Origin of the sequence: Streptomyces sp. NPDC087263, from assembly GCF_044744645.1 — a bacterium.
In the GTDB taxonomy this organism is placed as follows: Bacteria; Actinomycetota; Actinomycetes; order Streptomycetales; family Streptomycetaceae; genus Streptomyces.
In genome coordinates this window covers 502,144-518,725 of the sequence record NZ_JBIUYT010000004.1, presented here as the reverse complement: position 1 = coordinate 518,725, position 16,582 = coordinate 502,144, and the positions used below count along the sequence as shown (strand labels likewise).

11 protein-coding genes are annotated in these 16,582 nt (G+C 69.9%); 8 read left to right on the top strand and 3 right to left on the bottom strand.

Going from position 1 to position 16,582, the window contains the following annotated elements; all coding sequences use genetic code 11:
• Positions 1 to 24 precede the first annotated feature (24 nt).
• The 6 genes from ACIPC1_RS15675 to ACIPC1_RS15650 all read left to right on the top strand — a co-directional run bounded on the left by ACIPC1_RS15675 (position 25) and on the right by ACIPC1_RS15650 (position 9,600).
• Positions 25 to 822 (top strand): BTAD domain-containing putative transcriptional regulator, encoded by a 798-nt coding sequence (locus ACIPC1_RS15675; protein WP_402517116.1) that lies wholly within the window; start codon positions 25 to 27, stop codon positions 820 to 822.
• 139 nt (positions 823 to 961) lie between these two features.
• Complete coding sequence (locus ACIPC1_RS15670; protein WP_402517114.1) at positions 962 to 1,393, top strand: hypothetical protein; 432 nt, start codon at positions 962 to 964, stop codon at positions 1,391 to 1,393.
• Positions 1,394 to 1,462: 69 nt separating this feature from the next.
• On the top strand, positions 1,463 to 3,007 hold the full coding sequence (locus ACIPC1_RS15665) for an acyl-CoA carboxylase subunit beta (RefSeq protein ID WP_402517112.1): 1,545 nt from the start codon (positions 1,463 to 1,465) through the stop codon (positions 3,005 to 3,007).
• Between the two features lie 11 nt (positions 3,008 to 3,018).
• Positions 3,019 to 3,210, top strand: a complete 192-nt coding sequence (locus ACIPC1_RS15660; RefSeq protein ID WP_402517109.1) for an acyl-CoA carboxylase epsilon subunit — start codon at positions 3,019 to 3,021, stop codon at positions 3,208 to 3,210.
• A 1,221-nt stretch (positions 3,211 to 4,431) separates the two neighbouring features.
• On the top strand, positions 4,432 to 8,463 hold the full coding sequence (locus ACIPC1_RS15655; protein ID WP_402517108.1) for an AAA family ATPase: 4,032 nt from the start codon (positions 4,432 to 4,434) through the stop codon (positions 8,461 to 8,463).
• A gap of 369 nt (positions 8,464 to 8,832) precedes the next feature.
• Positions 8,833 to 9,600, top strand: a complete 768-nt coding sequence (locus ACIPC1_RS15650; protein WP_402517106.1) for a glycosyltransferase family 2 protein — start codon at positions 8,833 to 8,835, stop codon at positions 9,598 to 9,600.
• A gap of 212 nt (positions 9,601 to 9,812) precedes the next feature.
• On the opposite strand, the gene ACIPC1_RS15645 is transcribed toward ACIPC1_RS15650, so the two are convergent.
• From ACIPC1_RS15645 to ACIPC1_RS15635, 3 genes are all read right to left on the bottom strand, one after another.
• Positions 9,813 to 10,736, bottom strand: coding sequence for an FkbM family methyltransferase (locus ACIPC1_RS15645; protein WP_402517105.1), 924 nt, complete (start codon positions 10,734 to 10,736; stop codon positions 9,813 to 9,815).
• A gap of 107 nt (positions 10,737 to 10,843) precedes the next feature.
• Positions 10,844 to 11,035 carry a ferredoxin gene (locus tag ACIPC1_RS15640; RefSeq protein WP_384381319.1) on the bottom strand — a complete coding sequence of 64 codons (192 nt, stop codon included), beginning with the start codon at positions 11,033 to 11,035 and terminating at the stop codon, positions 10,844 to 10,846.
• A 153-nt stretch (positions 11,036 to 11,188) separates the two neighbouring features.
• Complete coding sequence (locus ACIPC1_RS15635) at positions 11,189 to 12,409, bottom strand: amidohydrolase family protein (RefSeq protein ID WP_402517104.1); 1,221 nt, start codon at positions 12,407 to 12,409, stop codon at positions 11,189 to 11,191.
• A gap of 336 nt (positions 12,410 to 12,745) precedes the next feature.
• Between ACIPC1_RS15635 and ACIPC1_RS15630 the strand changes: the two genes are divergently transcribed.
• The gene (locus ACIPC1_RS15630) at positions 12,746 to 14,158 is read left to right on the top strand and encodes a condensation domain-containing protein (RefSeq protein WP_402517639.1); all 1,413 of its coding nucleotides are present in this window, start codon (positions 12,746 to 12,748) and stop codon (positions 14,156 to 14,158) included.
• Positions 14,159 to 14,488: 330 nt separating this feature from the next.
• Positions 14,489 to 16,399, top strand: a complete 1,911-nt coding sequence (locus ACIPC1_RS15625) for an NAD-binding protein (protein WP_402517102.1) — start codon at positions 14,489 to 14,491, stop codon at positions 16,397 to 16,399.
• Positions 16,400 to 16,582 lie beyond the last annotated feature (183 nt).

Below are 16,582 nucleotides of genomic sequence, written 5' to 3'. Positions count from 1 at the left end.
ACGAACGCCAAGGGGGAAAACGGCATGCTGAACTTCTCGATTCTCGGTGCGCTCCAGATCCGCACCGTACTGGGCCCAGCGGAGATCTCCGGAGATCTCCAGCGCACCCTCATCCAAACCCTGCTGGTCAACGAGGGACAGTCCATCTCCGGCGAGAGCCTCGTCGAGGAGATGTGGGGCGACTCCGTACCGGAGAACCAGGCCAACGCGCTCCAGGCCCACATCAGCCGGCTCCGCCGCAAGCTGAAGAGCCTGGAGCCCGACCGGACCTTAGCCCGGGTGACCATCCACCCCTCCGGCTACCGCCTCACCGTCCACGAGGGCGAACTCGACGCCGCCGAGTTCATCAACGCGGTCCGGCAGGCCGAGCTCGCCACCCAGACCGACCCGGCGGCCACCGCGAAGCTCCTCGGCACCGCCCTGTCCATGTGGCGCGGCCCGGTCTTCGGCGACTTCACCGGCGGCACACTCTGCCAGCTCGCCTGCGCCCGCTACGAGGAGTACCGCATGCGGGCCATGGAGCTCCGCTTCGACGCCGAACTGCGCCTGGGCCGGCACGCCGCCGTCCTCGCCGAACTCCACGAGGCCCACAGCAACCACCCCCTGCGCGAGCGCTTCTGCGAGCAGCTGATGATCGCCCTCTACCGTTCCGGCCGCCAGGCGGACGCCCTCAACGTCTACCGCCTGGTGTGGCTGCACCTCTCGGACGAGCTCGGCATCGAACCGTCGCCCGCGCTGCGCCGCGTGGAGCACGCGATCCTCTCCCACGACCCGTCCCTGTCGCCCGGAGTCGTGTCCCCGTTCGCCCTCCAGACGGCCTGAGACGCCGTCCCGCCCGCGGACACGCCAGAACCGTCCCAGCTCCCGAGCGTGTAAGCCGGCCGTCAGCACCCGGTCAGCCCGGATTGCGACGATCGCAGTGGAAGCAGACACCAACTGCCCCCACTCACCGGGAGATTCCATGACCACGAGCCAGACCTCAGCACCCCTCGCGGCCACGGCGGACCGCACGGCGGCGGCACGCCCCCTGCGGACCTTCCTCGCACTCGACGCCGCCGTCACCGCCGCGAACGGCCTGATCTACCTGGTCGCCGCCGGCCCTGTCGGAGATCTTCTCGACCTCAGCCCCGGCTTCCTGCGCGGCATCGGCGTCTTCCTCACTGTGTACGGCGCCCTCGTCGCCCTGCTCGCGTCCCGCCCGGTCCCGTCGGCCACCGCCACCAAGGCAGTGATCGAGGCCAACGTTCTGTGGGCGGTCGCGAGCGTCGCCACCGCCGTATTCGGCTGGTTCGACCCGAACACGGTCGGCACGGTGTGGATCCCGCTCCAGGCGGCCGTCGTCGCCGCGTTCGCCGTCCTGCAGTTCAACAGCCTGCGCGCGCTGGGCCGCTGACACCCCACCGCATCAGCCAGGCCGCCCTGCCATCCGGCGACCCGGCAACGCCAACCGACAGGGAGAGAGATGAAGTCCCAAGTCGCGGAGCTGGCCGAGATACGGGAGCGGGCCCACGCCGGCCCCAGCGAGAAGGCCACCGCCGCACAGAAGGCCAAGGGCAAGCTGACCGCCCGCGAACGGATCGGCCTGCTCCTCGACGAGGGTTCCTTCCAGGAGGTCGAGCAGTTGCGCCGGCACCGGGCGACGGGGTTCGGCCTGGAGGCCAAGAGGCCGTACACGGACGGTGTGATCACCGGCTGGGGCACGGTCGAGGGCCGGACGGTCTTCGTGTACGCGCATGACTTCCGTATCTTCGGCGGTGCGCTGGGCGAGGCGCACGCCACGAAGATCCACAAGATCATGGACATGGCCATCGCGGCCGGGGCACCGCTGGTCTCCCTGAACGACGGCGCGGGAGCCCGTATCCAGGAGGGCGTGTCCGCGCTCGCCGGCTACGGCGGCATCTTCCAGCGCAACACCAGGGCGTCCGGGGTCATCCCGCAGATCAGCGTGATGCTCGGCCCCTGTGCGGGCGGCGCGGCCTACAGTCCCGCTCTGACCGACTTCGTGTTCATGGTCCGCGAGACCTCGCAGATGTTCATCACGGGCCCGGACGTCGTCAAGGCGGTGACGGGCGAGGAGATCACCCAGAACGGTCTGGGCGGCGCGGATGTCCACGCCGAGACCTCCGGTGTCGCGCACTTCGCCTACGACGACGAGGAGACCTGCATCGCGGAGGTCCGCTACCTCCTGTCGATGCTGCCGCAGAACAACCGCGAGAACCCCCCACGCGTCGCGTCCGAGGACCCCGCCGACCGCCGCTCGGACGTCCTGCACGACCTGGTCCCGGCGGACGGCAACCGCCCCTACGACATGACCAGGGTCATCGAGGAACTCGTCGACGACGGCGACCACATCGAAGTCCACGAACGCTGGGCCCGCAACATCATCTGCGCGCTGGCCCGTCTCGGCGGCCAGGTCGTCGGCATCGTCGCCAACCAGCCGCAGTCCCTCGCGGGTGTGCTGGACATCGAGGCCTCCGAAAAAGCTGCGCGCTTCGTCCAGATGTGTGACGCCTTCAACATCCCGATCGTCACCCTCCTGGACGTCCCCGGGTTCCTGCCCGGTGTCGACCAGGAGCACGGCGGAATCATCCGGCACGGCGCGAAGCTGCTGTACGCGTACTGCAACGCGACGGTGCCGAGGATCTCGCTGATCCTGCGCAAGGCGTACGGAGGTGCGTACATCGTCATGGACAGCCAGTCCATCGGCGCGGACCTCACCTTCGCCTGGCCGACGAACGAGATCGCCGTGATGGGCGCGGAAGGCGCGGCCAACGTCATCTTCCGCCGCCAGATCGCCGAGGCGGAAGACCCCGAGGCCAAGCGCGCCGAACTGGTCAAGGCATACAAGGCCGAGCTGATGCACCCCTACTACGCCGCCGAGCGGGGCCTCGTCGACGACGTCATCGACCCCGCGGAAACCCGCGAGGTGCTGATCCGCTCCCTGGCGATGCTCCGCTCCAAGCACGCGGACCTGCCCTCCCGCAAACACGGCAACCCCCCTCAATGACGGAGGCTCCCATGACCACCCCCGGCATACGCATCGAAAAGGGCGAGACCACCGACGAGGAGCTGGCCGCCCTCACCGTCCTCCTCCTCACCCGCTCCACCCCCACCACCCCCTCTACCGACCCCGACCCCGACTCCCCCCACTCCAGCCCCTGGCGCCCCGACCCCTTTCACGCCCCTCACAGCTGGCAGACGCACATCTGAGAACACGGCCCCGTCACTGAGGACGAGCACGCGGCAGCCCTCGACGAGGCGGTGGCGGCGACCCGTCCCGCAGCGTTCCTGTCGACCCGAAGCTCGGACCGTATGACCTTCAACGGTAGAGATACGGATCAGAACCCTGCAGGCCAGGAACCTGGTGACGGGCGTCGGCACGACAGCTACTCTTCCCCCATGCACGGCAGAAACGCATGGATCGGCACGCTGGCCGGGTTTCTTGTCTCGTGGGGTCTGGCGACAGTGGCGCTCCGACTCTTCGGCATCATCATCGCCGACCTCAAAAGCTGGCCGACCTGCGCCGGCATGGCCGCCGTGTCCGTCGCAACAGGGGAACTGTCAGATCGCTGGCACAGGCGTCGGCGCCGGACGAGGCCGCAGACGTCTCCCCTTGCAACGACTCCCGAACCGGGCCACACCACAAGCGCACCGGATAAGGCGGGTAACAGCGGGACTCGACGGTGAGTGCAGCCGTACCCGACCAGTTCTCCGGGCCACCGACCACGCAGTGACGGACGGCGGGCGGGGTGAGCGTCTCACTGCGTGACGACGCCGACGGACACCGGCGAACGCCCACGCACACCCCGGACCATTCCAGCAGCCCGCGGCCCCACCGCCCCGAGGAAGCACCCCCACCCAAGTCGCTTCGCGACAAAGAGTTGGTTGCACGAACCACTCACACACCGCGAGGACGCCAACGTCACGTCGTGTTCTTTCGCGGGACTTCGCTGGACGCGCTCACGCAAGGACAGGCGATCGCCGGTTTCCTCTCCTTGCCCGAGCTCGAAATGCCGCACCGTTCGGTACCGGTCCCTCCCCACGTGGGGACCGGTACCGAACGGTGCGGGCGGGGTGGATCCGAGCCGGGTTGCCGTGGTGGCGTGCCGGCGCGGATCGAGGAGTGGGGCGGGCCCGTGGTCGGTGCGATGGCGGTTCGCGGGTCTCTCGGGCCACGCGACGAGGTGTTCTGCGCCGTCTCGTCAGTCCAAGCGAAGTTGACCGAAAACATGCAGCGTCATGAGGTGCTCTCCGAGCGCCGTGCTGGTGGCCTGTCCGGGTGGTGCGAGGTGGTTTCGTCGGTGCAGCGTGATCCTGCCAGTTGTGACCGCCGACGAGGAGGTTCCGGTACCGGCGTGATTACGTAACCGCAGGTCAGCCATATAAGGTGAGTTTTCCGGTCCGGATGTTCAGGTGCGGGGAAAGTAAGGGGTGGAGGCCTTGAGTTCCGACTCAGGGGCACGCACGGCCTTCGCGGAGCGTCTGGCCCTGCTGTACAGGGAAGCCGGCAACCCTCCCCTCAATCGCGTGGCCGAGGCGGTCGTACGGCTGCAACGGATCGACGAAAAGGGGCGGCCCGTACGGGTGTCCGCGCAGCGCATCAGCGACTGGCGACGGGCCAGGAACGTGCCCGCCCAGTTCGCCGCCCTCGCGTCGGTGCTGCAAATCCTGATCCCCGAGGCACGGCGCTCGCGGTCCGCGCCGGTGTCGCCGGGCCTGTACGACCTCGTCCAGTGGCAGCGGCTGTGGGAGCAGGCCTTGGCCGACCCCGTCGGCGACCGCGCCTCGGCAGCCGCGACGTCAGCGGCATCGGCGGCATCGGCTGAGGGAGATGAGCAGTCCGGCCTCGAAGCCCCGAACGGCGTCGGCGTGTGCCCGTACCGGGGACTGGCTTCGTACCGTCAGGAAGACGCGCGGTGGTTCTTCGGCCGCGAGCGGAGTACGGACGCCCTCATCGCTCAGCTCGGCGCCGCGGAGGACACGGGCGGCCTGGTCATGCTCGTGGGTGCCTCGGGGGCGGGTAAGTCCTCCCTGCTGAACGCCGGCCTGGTGCCCGCACTTCGGGACGGCGCACGCGACGACGACAGCCCGGCCAGGGTGGTCCTGCAACTCGTGCCGGGAGGCGATCCCCTCGCGGAGCTGACCGACCGGATCCCCGAGCTCGCGCAGGTCGTGCCCCCCACGCAGGAACCGGCGGCCAAGGACCCCGGCACTCGGCGCTTCGCGCACGGCGTGCGCGAAGCCGTCACGGCGTGGGCCCGACGCGAGGCAGCCGACGGCAGCCGTCCGGTCCTCATCGTGGACCAGTTCGAGGAGGCGTTCACCCTCTGCTCCGACGAAGCGCAAAGGCGCGCGTTCATCCAGGTCCTGCACGCCGCCTGCTCGCCCGCCGACCCCGACGACCCCGCCCCGGTGCTCGTGGTCCTGGGCATACGCGCCGACTTCTACGAGCAGTGCCTCAGGTATCCCGAACTGGCCGACGCGCTCCAGCACCGCCACATGGTGCTCGGGCCGCTGGCCACCGCGGAGTTGCGCGAAGCGGTGACCGGCCCGGCCAGGGCCGTCGGTCTGGAACTCGAACCGGGACTCGCGGAGCTGATCGTCCGCGAGCTGAGCGCCGACGGCCCCCGCGGGACGCACGACGCGGGGGTGCTGCCGCTGCTCTCCCACGCCCTGCTCGCCACCTGGCAGCGCCGGAAGGCGGGACGGCTCACGCTGGCCGGCTATCGCGCGGCGGGCGGCATCCAGGGAGCGGTCGCGGCGACCGCCGAGCGGGCCTGGTCCGGTCTCGACCCGGCGGCTCGCACGGCCGCACGACTGCTCCTGCTGCGGCTGGTCCGGCTCGGCGAGGACACGCAGGCCACCCGTAGACGCGGGACGCGGCGTCAACTGGCGGCGGAGTCGACGGACCCCGGCAAGACGGAGGAGTCGCTCGAGGCGCTGGTCCGGGCGCGGTTGGTGACGCTCGACGCGGAAACCGTGGAGATCACCCATGAGGCGTTGCTCCACGCCTGGCCGCGCCTGCGCGACTGGATCGACGAGGACAAGAACAGCAACCTGCTGCGTCAGCGGCTGGAGGAGGACGGCAGGGCCTGGGAGGGTTCGAGCCGCGACACCTCACTCCTCTACCGGGGTTCGCGTCTCGAACAGGCCCGTGCCTGGGCGAAGTCCGCCGGGGACACCTTCCTCACGCGGAGCGCGGTGGAGTTCCTGGCCGCTTCGGTCAGGCTGCGCAAGCGCACGGTCTGGATCGGCCGCGGCGCGGTGGCGGCTCTGGTCGTCCTGGCGATGCTGGCCGTCGGTTCGGCGGTGGTCGCCTGGCAGCAGCGCAACGACGCGGTGTTCGAGCAGGTGGTCGCAGAAGCCGATCGCGTGCAGTACACGGACCCCTCGCTGTCCGCTCAACTCGATCTGGTAGCCCACCACTTGCGGCCCGACGACGAGGGTGCGAACAACCGGCTGATCTCGATCGTGAACGCACCGCTGGCCACACCGCTCCTCGGCCACACCGGCGCGGTCTACCTCACCTCGTTCAGTCCGAACGGGCGGATCCTGGCCACCGCCAGCTACGACAGGACCGTACGGCTGTGGGACGTATCAGAACCGACGCGACCCAAGCAACTGGGCAAACCCCTTACCGGACACACGAGTTGGGTGAGCAGCGCGGTCTTCAGCCCTGACGGCAGCACCCTGGCCAGTGCCTCCGACGACGGCACGATCCGGCTGTGGAACGTACGGGATCCCGGCCACCCGCAGCCGCTCGGTGCGCCCTTGGCCGGCCACGGCGGCACGATCTACCTGCTCGCGTTCAGCCCGGACGGACAGACGCTGGCCTCCGCCAACGAGGATCACGTCGTACGACTGTGGGACGTGCGCGAGCCGGCGCGCGCGAAGGAGCTCGGTGAACTGACCGGTGCCACGGCCGCCGTACGCTCGGTGGCTTTCAGTCCGGACGGACGGACGCTGGCGGCCGGCGGCGACGATGACGCGGTCAGGCTGTGGGACGTGGCCGATCCGCGCCGGGCGAAGCGGATCGACAAGGTATTGACCGGGCACACGGACCTGGTGCACTCCGTGGCGTTCAGCCCCGACGGCCGCACGCTCGCCAGCGGCAGCGCGGACAACACCGTCCGACTGTGGGACGTGGCCGACCCCCGGCACGCCGCGCAACTCGGCTCGCCCCTCACCGGCCACACCAGTCCCATCTGGTCGGTGGCCTTCAGCCCCGACGGGACGATGATCGCCGCCGCGAGCGCGGACAGTACGGCGAGCCTGTGGAACGTCAGCGACCCGGCCTACCCCTCGCAGGTCGGCGAGCCCCTCGCGGGGAGCAGCGGCGAGATGTACGCCCTGGGCTTCAGCCCCGACGGCCGCACGCTCGCCACCGGGAGCGGTGACAGCAAGGTCCGCCTGTGGTCGATCCCGACGTCGGACATGATCGGCCGAATCGGCGCCTTCCGCCCGGACGGTCAGGTGCTGGCCACGGCCGCGCGCGACGGAAGGGTCCGGCTGTGGAACGTGGCGCCCCCCGACCGGCCGGCGGCACTGGGCGACGCGCTCACTCCCGCGGAGACCGAGGTCCGTTCACTGGCGTTCTCCCCCGACGGCCGCACCCTCGCGGCCCTGACGGCGGGCGCCGTACAGCTGTGGGACGTCACCGACCCGTCCCGGCCCGTCTCGTACGGGCCCGTCGAGCTGCGGACACGGTTCGCCGGCCCGGACACGCTGGCCTTCAGCCCGGACGGACGCACACTGGCAACCGCCTACGAGGACCGCACCATTCAGCTCTGGGACGCCACCGACCCCTCCCACCTCCTCCCGCTCGGCAAGCCACTCCCCGGCCACAAGGGCTACGTCAACTCCCTCGTCTTCAGCCCGGACAGCAGCACCCTCGCCAGTGGCAGCGCGGACGACACGATCCGGCTGTGGAACGTGGCCGACCCCCGCCACGCCACCCAGCTCGGCGCACCGCTCACCGGGCATCTCGGCCCCATCAACGCGCTCTCCTACAGCCCGGACGGCCATACGCTGGCCAGCGGCAGCGACGACGACACGGTCCGGCTCTGGAACGTCGCCGACCCCCTCAGGACAACGCCGCTGGGCTCGCCCCTCACCGGTCACACCGAAGCCGTCGTGTCACTGACGTTCAGCCAGGACGGCCACACCCTGGCGAGCGGCGGCAACGACAACACGGTCCGGCTCTGGAACGTCGCCGACCCCTCCGATGCCTCTCCCATCGGTCAATCGATGAGCCCCAACGCCAAGACGGGCAATTTCTTGTCGTTCAGTCCCAAAAGCCACATGCTCGGGGTATCGAGTGGCGCCGATACCGTCCGGCTGTGGGACCTCGACGTCGACGAGGCAATTCACCGTATTTGCTTGACCACTCGGGGTGTTCTGACATCGGCGAAATGGCATGAGTATCTACCGCGCCTCTCGTACGATCCCCCGTGTGACCAGTAGCGGAGCCGCACCGGCCGACGCTCCGGAGACCGGCCGTGCCACGTGATCCCGATCACAACTCCTCAATACGGTGGCGCAGTCGGCTCCCGTTCCTCAATGACCCTTGTTAAGCTGGTGCCCGACCCGATCGCTGGTGCATCCCCCGTCTCCAGCGATCGGGTTCTTCCATGTCGACCATGAATTTCGATACCGGTCGCTGCCGCTGTCCTCGATCTCGCGTGTCACCGATCAATTTCAGAACAAATCTCCGAAAGAATTCAGCCTCCGCGTGAATTTTTCACTCACCAGGACCTCCGGAGGAGGTCATAGGCTGAGGCCCGAGTCGGAGCCTCTCTTCACCACTCCCCCGGAAAGGTGGTGACCGCTGCCGTGAGCCGGCGCATCATCATCGTCACCGCCGTCCACGGGCCCTCGGCCCGCTTCCTGCCGGAGGCCCACAAGTCGCTGCGCCAACAGGAGCTCCCGGACGGCTGGGAGTGGCACTGGGTGATCCAGGAGGACGGGCGGACCGACGCCGTCGCCCCACACGTGCCCGAGGACGCGCGCGTGACCTTCCGCCAGGGCCGCCAAGGCCGTCCCGGCGGCCCCGGCATCGCCCGGACCCTTGCCCTCGCCGATGCCGACGGCGAGTACGTCAAGGTGCTGGACGCCGACGACCAGCTCGCTCCGGGCGTACTCGCCCGCGACCTGGCCGCCCTCGAAGGTGACCGCACCCTCGGGTGGGCGACCTCCCGGGCCCTGGACTTCCTTCCCGACGGCTCCACCGCCGGTTTTCCGGGCGACCCCGACAACGGACCGGTCGAGCGCGGGGCCGTGCTCGACTTCTGGAAGTCGAACGGTTTCCGCGCGCAGGTGCACCCGGCCTCGCTCTTCGTACGACGTGACCTGGTCCTCGCGCTCGGCGGGTGGATGGCGTTGCCGGCCTCCGAGGACACCGGTCTGCTCCTCGCGCTGAACGCCGTCAGCCGGGGATGGTTCTCGCAGGAGGTCGGACTCCTCTACCGGAAGTGGGAAGGCCAGGCGACGGGACAGGCCTCGCACATCGACCCCGCCGAACGAGAAGCCCGTATGGCCGTGGTGGAGGCCAGGGCCAGAGCGCTGGCCTCATTCGACTGGCGCTTCCCGGCCTCCGGCTGAGGGGGAGGGGGAGGGGGCCCCGGGGGGTGTTTCCTCGCCCCCTCCGCCCCTGGCCGGCGCTAGAGGTCTTCAGCCCGTCCGGCGTTTGAGGACGAGGCCGTCCAGGCCGACAGCGGGGGCCCGGGGGCGACAGCGGGGGCCTGGGGGCGGCAGCCCCCAGAGACAAGGGACGGGCAGGGGCGGAGGGGGCGAAAAACCCCACGGCCCGACCCTCAGCCCAGCACCTCGACATCGCGCCTGGAGAAGACCAGGTCGCTCTCGCCGAGCAGCGGCCCCCGGAGGCGCACCGGAGCACGCGGCGTGCCGCTCAGCGCACGCGGGTAGCTGTACGAGGCGTAGTCGTTCTCCATCCGGTACACGTGGAAACCGGCGCCGACCATCGTCTTCATCAACTCATCGGCCGAGTCGCCGAGTTGAGCCATCCGGTCGGGCGTGACCTCGATCGAGATCTCCGCGTCCGGCCGGAGCCTGTCCAGGAGGGGTGCCAGGCCGCGGACGACCTTTCCTTCCGCGCCCTCCACGTCGATCTTGATCACCCGGGCCCTGGCGACCTCTGAGGGGTCAAGCAGCTCGGGCAGCGGACGTGCCTCGATCTCGAACGTGGATTCCGCCGGGCCGTCGTAGGGAACGATGCTGTTCGCCCCCATGTTGCGCGAGCTCGCCAGCACGAACGTCAGCGTCCGGCGGCTGTCCGAGACCCCGGCGTTGACCGCGCGAAGGTTGCGGCACCCGTTGAGCCGGGACTCCTGCAACAGCCGTTGGTGGAACACCGGCGAGGCCTCGATCGCGACCACCTGGCCCTCCTCGCCCACGAGTTGCGAGGCCAGCACGCTGAACACACCGATGTTGGCTCCGACATCGATGAAACCGTCCCCCGGCTCCAACCGGCCCTGGAGCCAGCTCGTCAGGTGCGGCTCCCACACCCCGAACAGATACAGATACCGCTGGATCAGATCCTGGGTGTCCACGGCGAACCGGGCGCCGAAGCGCGTCTCGACGACCCTGCGGCGCGGATGCTCCCTCAGGTGGGGGTTGAGGAGGCGCGCGGCCAGGAACGCCTTGCCGAACGAGCCCGGGGCGCCACGCACATACCCGCGACCGAGGGTGACCAGGGTCTCCGAAAGGGGACTGCTCATCCGCTCACCTCTCCGCAGGTCCGGCGGAAACCGTAGCGCGCCGATCCTCCGAGGTCCCGGCGGAGCCCGGTGTCCCGGATCACCGGCGGAGCCCGGCGCCCCGGGTCCTACTCAGTTATCACGATGGCCTGGGATGGACACCAGTCGGCCGCCTCCCGGACCTGTGGATCGTCGCCGCTGTCCTCGCGGCCCGGCAGGACGGAGCCGTACCCGGGGTCCACCAGGGCGAAGACGGAGGGGACTCGGTGGGCACAGTCGCCGGAGCCGTAGCAGACGTCGCGGTCGACGGAGACCTTCATTTGTACTCCAGTTGCCAGGGGGCGCCGTCCCTGGGAGCGGGCCGACGAGCCGGTCGGGAGCCGGCGGACTTCCGGCTTCCCCACTTGACTGCCCGCCGGGCAATTAACTGAATCGGCCGGGCAATCAACTGAATCGACGGCGCGCCCCGCCGTCTACTTGCCCTGGTCAAACGGAAGTTGCAGCATCCGGATCGCGTTCCCCCGCAAGAGCTTGTACGTCACCTCTGCGGAGAGCCCGGCCACATGGTCCGCCGCCACCTCCTTCGTGTGCGGCCAGGTCGAGTCGACGTGCGGGTAGTCCGTCTCGAAGGTCGCGTTGTCCACGCCCACGGTCTCGATGGACGCGATGCCGTGCTTGTCGCGGAAGAAGCAGCAGAAGATCTGCCGGTAGTAGTACGTCGAGGGAGGCTCCGGGATCAGGTCCTTCACCCCGCCCCACGCCCGGTGCTCCTCCCACACGTCGTCGGCGCGCTCCAGGGCGTACGGGATCCAGCCCATCTGGCCCTCGCTGTACGCCAGTTTGAGGCGCGGGAACTTCACCAGGACCCCGGAGAAGAGGAAGTCCATCATCGACGCCATGGCGTTGTTGAAGCTCAGCGAGGCTTGGACGGCCGGCGGTGCGTCCGGTGACGCCGCGGGCATCTGGGACGACGAGCCGATGTGCATGTTGACCACGGTCCCGGTCTCCTCGCACACCGCGAAGAACGGATCCCAGTAGCCGGAGTGGATCGACGGAAGCCCCAGGTACGTCGGGATCTCGCTGAAGGTCACCGCCCGCACGCCACGGGCCGCGTTGCGCCTGATCTCCGCGACCGCGAGGTCGACGTCCCACAGCGGGATGAGGCACAGCGGGATCAGCCGCCCTCCGCTGTCGCCGCACCACTCCTCGACCATCCAGTCGTTGTAGGCGCGGACACACGCGAGCGCGACCTCCTTGTCCTTGGCCTCCGCGAAGGTCTGTCCGCAGAACCGCGGGAAGGTCGGGAAGCAGAGCGAGGCCTCGACGTGGTTGAGGTCCATGTCCTCCAGGCGCGCCTTCGGGTCCCAGCAGCCGCGCCGCATCTGCTCGCGCGTGATGCCGTCGAGGGTCATCTCGTCCCGTGAGAAGCCGACGGCCGCGATGATGCGTTTGTACGGGAAGACCTCGCCCTCGTACCTCCACCAGTCGGTCATCTGGCCCTTCGGGTCCGTGGTGAACCGGTACTTCCCGCCGACGTACTGAAGGTCACCGATACCGGCGGTGAAGGGCTGCGGCCCCAGGTCGCGGTACTTGCCCGGGAGCCATGTCTCGAAGAGGTGCGCGGGCTCGATCACGTGGTCGTCCACGCTGATGACCCTGGGAAGGTCCCCGGTGCCGCTCTCGGTACTGACCACGTCCTACCCCCTGCTGACTGTCCCTGCCCGTCGAATCCTCGTCTCGAATCCGGCGAATCTGACGGTCCATCAGATTCACGGATCCAGGCTAGGCGACCACTCCCCCGACAGCAAGAGCAAGGGCCCACGCCCCACACGGCTCTGATCTCCTCGCGCCCCCACACGGCTCGGGCCCTCCTCGACGCCCTCTCCATATCCACTGGTCAGCCCGCTCGTTCACCTCCCGCTCGGCCACGGCGTTTCTTTCCGATCATCCGAATCGTTGGTCCAGTCGTGTCCGCCCCTCCACTGACCTGTCAGCATCCCGAGGGCATGCGAACGGAGAGCTCTGTGCGATTGACCGACATCCAGCGTTGCGAGATCCGGCCCGGATGTCTCGTGGAGTGGACCTTGCATCCGAAGGCCGTCGAGACAGCGGCCGAACTGCCGGAGGACGGCCGACCACCCGCGTACGTGCAGGAGTCGCATGTCCGGACGGCACGAACAGTGCGAGAGGACGGGTTGTTCGTGCCCACCTGGCTGGGCACCGCGTTCGACATCCCGGGAAAGGTCGATCTCGACGTACTCCAACACGCCTTGAGGGACTGGACCCTTCGGCACGAGACGCTGCGCAGTGGGTTCCGCTGGGTCGGCGACGACATGCGCCGGTTCACGCTGGACGCCGACGCGGTCGCCCTGCACCGCGAGGACGTCGGCGACTTCGCCGAAGCGGCCACGCTGACCCGGTACCTACAGGACCGTTTCGACGTCGCGGCCGACGCGCTCAGCTGGCCGAACTTCATCTACACCGCGGTCGTACGGGAGGACGGCGCGAGCGTCTACATGGCGTTCGACCACAGCAACGTCGACGCGTACTCGCTCCAACGCATCGCCGCCGAGATCCACGAACTCTACGAAGCCGGCCTCGAAGGCCGCGCGTTGGACACGGCACCGGTCGCCAGTTACGTCGACTTCTGCGCGATCGAGCGCGCGCAGGCCGACCGGATCGACGACACGCACGCGATCGTCGCCCGCTGGCGGGAGTTCATCGCCCAGTGCGACGGGAAACTGCCCGGCTTCCCCGTCGACCTCGGCCTCGACCCCGAAGGACCCTTGCCCGCACAGAAGTTCATGCACGAGATGCTGGCGGACGACGCGGACGCGGCGGCCTTCGAGGCTTACTGTCGCCCGTACGGCGGCAGCCTGGTCGGCATCCTCGCGGCCACCGCCCTCATCGTCCGCGAGATCGGCGGGCAGGACGTGTACCGCACCGTCGTGCCGTTCCACACCCGGGCGAAGTCCACGTGGTCGGACTCGATGGGCTGGTACGTGGGCGGTGCGCCGATCGAGATTCCGGTGGCCCGCGCGACGGACTTCGACAGCGCGCTGAGGATGGTCCGCGCCGCACTGCGGGAGAGCCGGCCGCTGTCGCGGATGCCCATCGCCCGCGTGCTCCGCCTGCTGGGCTCCGACTTCCGGCCCACCTCCCCCGACCTGTACTCGATCGTCTCGCTCGTCGACTCACGCGCCACCCCGGGCTCGGAGCGGTGGCAGGAGCTGAAGGCGTACGGGCTGATCCGGATCTCGTACGGCGACCAGGTGTGCGTCTGGCTCACCCGGGTCCACGAGGGTCTCCAGTTCGCCAGCCGCTACCCGGCCACCGACATCGCGTACAAGAACATGCGGCTCTACGCCGAGGGGCTGCGGGAGTACATCGTCTCCGTCGCGGGCGGCCGGGAGCAGGAGTTGACTGCCCGCGCCCGGGCCTGAGGTACGGGGACAGCCGCCACCGGACCGCTCCTCGTCGGTACGTCCGTCACAGACCTGCCGCGTCCACCACAGCACCCGGGTCGACGAACCTGAAGCCCGTCGCCGTACGCGTACCGCCCTCGGCCTCGGCATGCCGCGTTGGTGTCGCCCCTTCTGTGCGGGGTCGTCGTCGGCAGGCCTGGTGGAACCGCTCGTACAGGTGAGGCAGTCTTCTCTCCCGTGGTGAACCTTCCGTCTCAGAGCGCATCGAACGCATCGAACGCACCGGGCACATCGCGCCCCTCGGGCTCATCGGGCTCATCGGGCTCGTCAACTGACGTCACCGCGCACATGATCGTGTCCGGGGACGACGCCCTGGCGCACCGGTTGGCCGCCGAACTGCGCGCGGTGTACGGGGAGCAGGTGACCCTGGTCGTGCCGCCCGCCCATCGCAGCGTGCTTCCGCCGGTGGTGGGGCGGACGCGGACCACCGCGCTGTTCGACCGGGTGTCCGCGGCGGTGAACCGGGCCGCCGGGAACGGCGATCCGGCGAACGCCCGGGCGGCCGAACCCCCGGGCACCGAGCGTGTGTTGGAGGCCGCCGAGCTCACCGAGGCGGTGCTCTCCGACGCGGGAGTCGAGCGCGCCGCCGCGCTGGCGCTGGTCCATGACGACGACGAGAGGAACATCCGGGCCGCGCTCACCGCCCGGCGGCTCAACCCCCGGATCCGACTGGTCCTGCGCCTCTACAACCGGCGCCTCGGCCAGCACATCGAGGCCCTCCTCGACCAGGCCTCGGCACTGGCCGCCGCCGGCGAGGGCGGGGACACCGGGGGGTTCGACGCGTCCACCACCGTCCTGTCCGACGCCGACACCGCCGCGCCCGCACTGGCCGCGACCGCCGTGGCCGGCACCAGCAAGGTCGTCCAGACCGACGGGCTGATGCTGCGCGCGGTGGAACGCCCGCCGCCCGCTCCCGGAGAGGTCGCCGACCCCGGGCTGTGCACACTGGCGCTGCTGTCCGCCACCGCCAGCGATCCCGCGGGCGCCGACGGGTCCGAGAGCAGTGGCGCGCAGGGGCCCCGACTGCTGCCCGACGAGAGTGCGATCGCCGCCGCCACCGGGCGCGGCACGGTCGTACTGGAGACCGTCTCGTACTCCGGGCCCTCCTCGTCCCCGGGACGCAGCGTCGTGCCCTTCGGCTCGCTGATGTCGCGGCGGCTGCGGTGGTCGTTCGCGGGGCTCGTGGCGTGTGTGATCGGCCTCGCGGTCGCGTCGATGTTCGTCACCGGGGAGCATCCGCTGCATGCCACGTATCTGACGCTGCTCGATCTCTTCGGCATCAACGACCCCGCGATCGGGCGGCCGATGGGGGAGCAGGTCCTTCAACTCCTTTCCGGGCTCGTCGGGTTGCTGCTCCTTCCGGTGCTCCTCGCCGCCGTCCTTGAGGCGCTCGGCACCTTCCGCAGCGGGTCCGCGCTGCGGAGGCCGCCGCGCGGTCTCTCCGGGCACGTGGTGCTGCTCGGGGTCGGCAAGATCGGCACGCGCGTCCTGGCGCGCCTGCGTGAGCTGCACATTCCTGTCGTCTGCGTCGAGGCCGACCCCGAGGCGCGGGGGCTGGCGCTGGCCCGACGCTTGCGGGTGCCTGTGGTACTCGGTGATGTGACGCAGGAAGGGGTACTGGAGGCCGCCAAGATCCATCGGGCCCACGCGCTGCTGGCGTTGACCAGCGCGGACACGACGAATCTGGAGGCCGCGTTGTACGCCCGGACCGTGCGGCCCGATCTGCGGGTGGTGCTTCGGCTGTACGACGACGACTTCGCGACCGCCGTGTACCGGACGCTGCGGGCCGCGCATCCGGGTGCTCTCACCCGGAGCCGGAGTGTGTCCCATCTGGCGGCGCCCGCGTTCGCCGGGGCGATGATGGGGCGGCAGATTCTCGGCGCGATTCCGGTGGAGCGGCGGGTGTTGCTGTTCGCGGCGCTGGATGTGGGCGGGCATGCGCAGTTGGAGGGGCGGACGGTGGGGGAGGCGTTTCGGGCGGGGGCGTGGCGGGTGCTCGCGCTGGACACCGACCCGCGGCCCGCGTCGTCCGCCAGGCCCCCGTCGTCGCCGAGGTCCCCTCGGTCGTCCTCTGGGCTGGTGTGGGACCTTCCCTCCACCTACGTGCTGCGAGCTGAGGATCGGGTGGTGCTGGCGGCGACGCGGCGGGGGCTGGCGGAGTTGCTGGGGAGGCGGGCTCGGGAGCGGGCGGGGGCATGAGGGGGGTGGGGGTGGGGGTGGTTTTTTCGCCCCCTCCGCCCCAGACCCCGCTCCTCAAACGCCGGACGGGCTGAAGATTTTCAGCCCGTCCGGCGTTCGAGGACGAGGCCGTCCAGGCCGAAGCGGGGGCCTGGGGGCGGCAGCCCCCAGAACCAAGGGACGGGAAGGGGCGGAGGGGGCGAA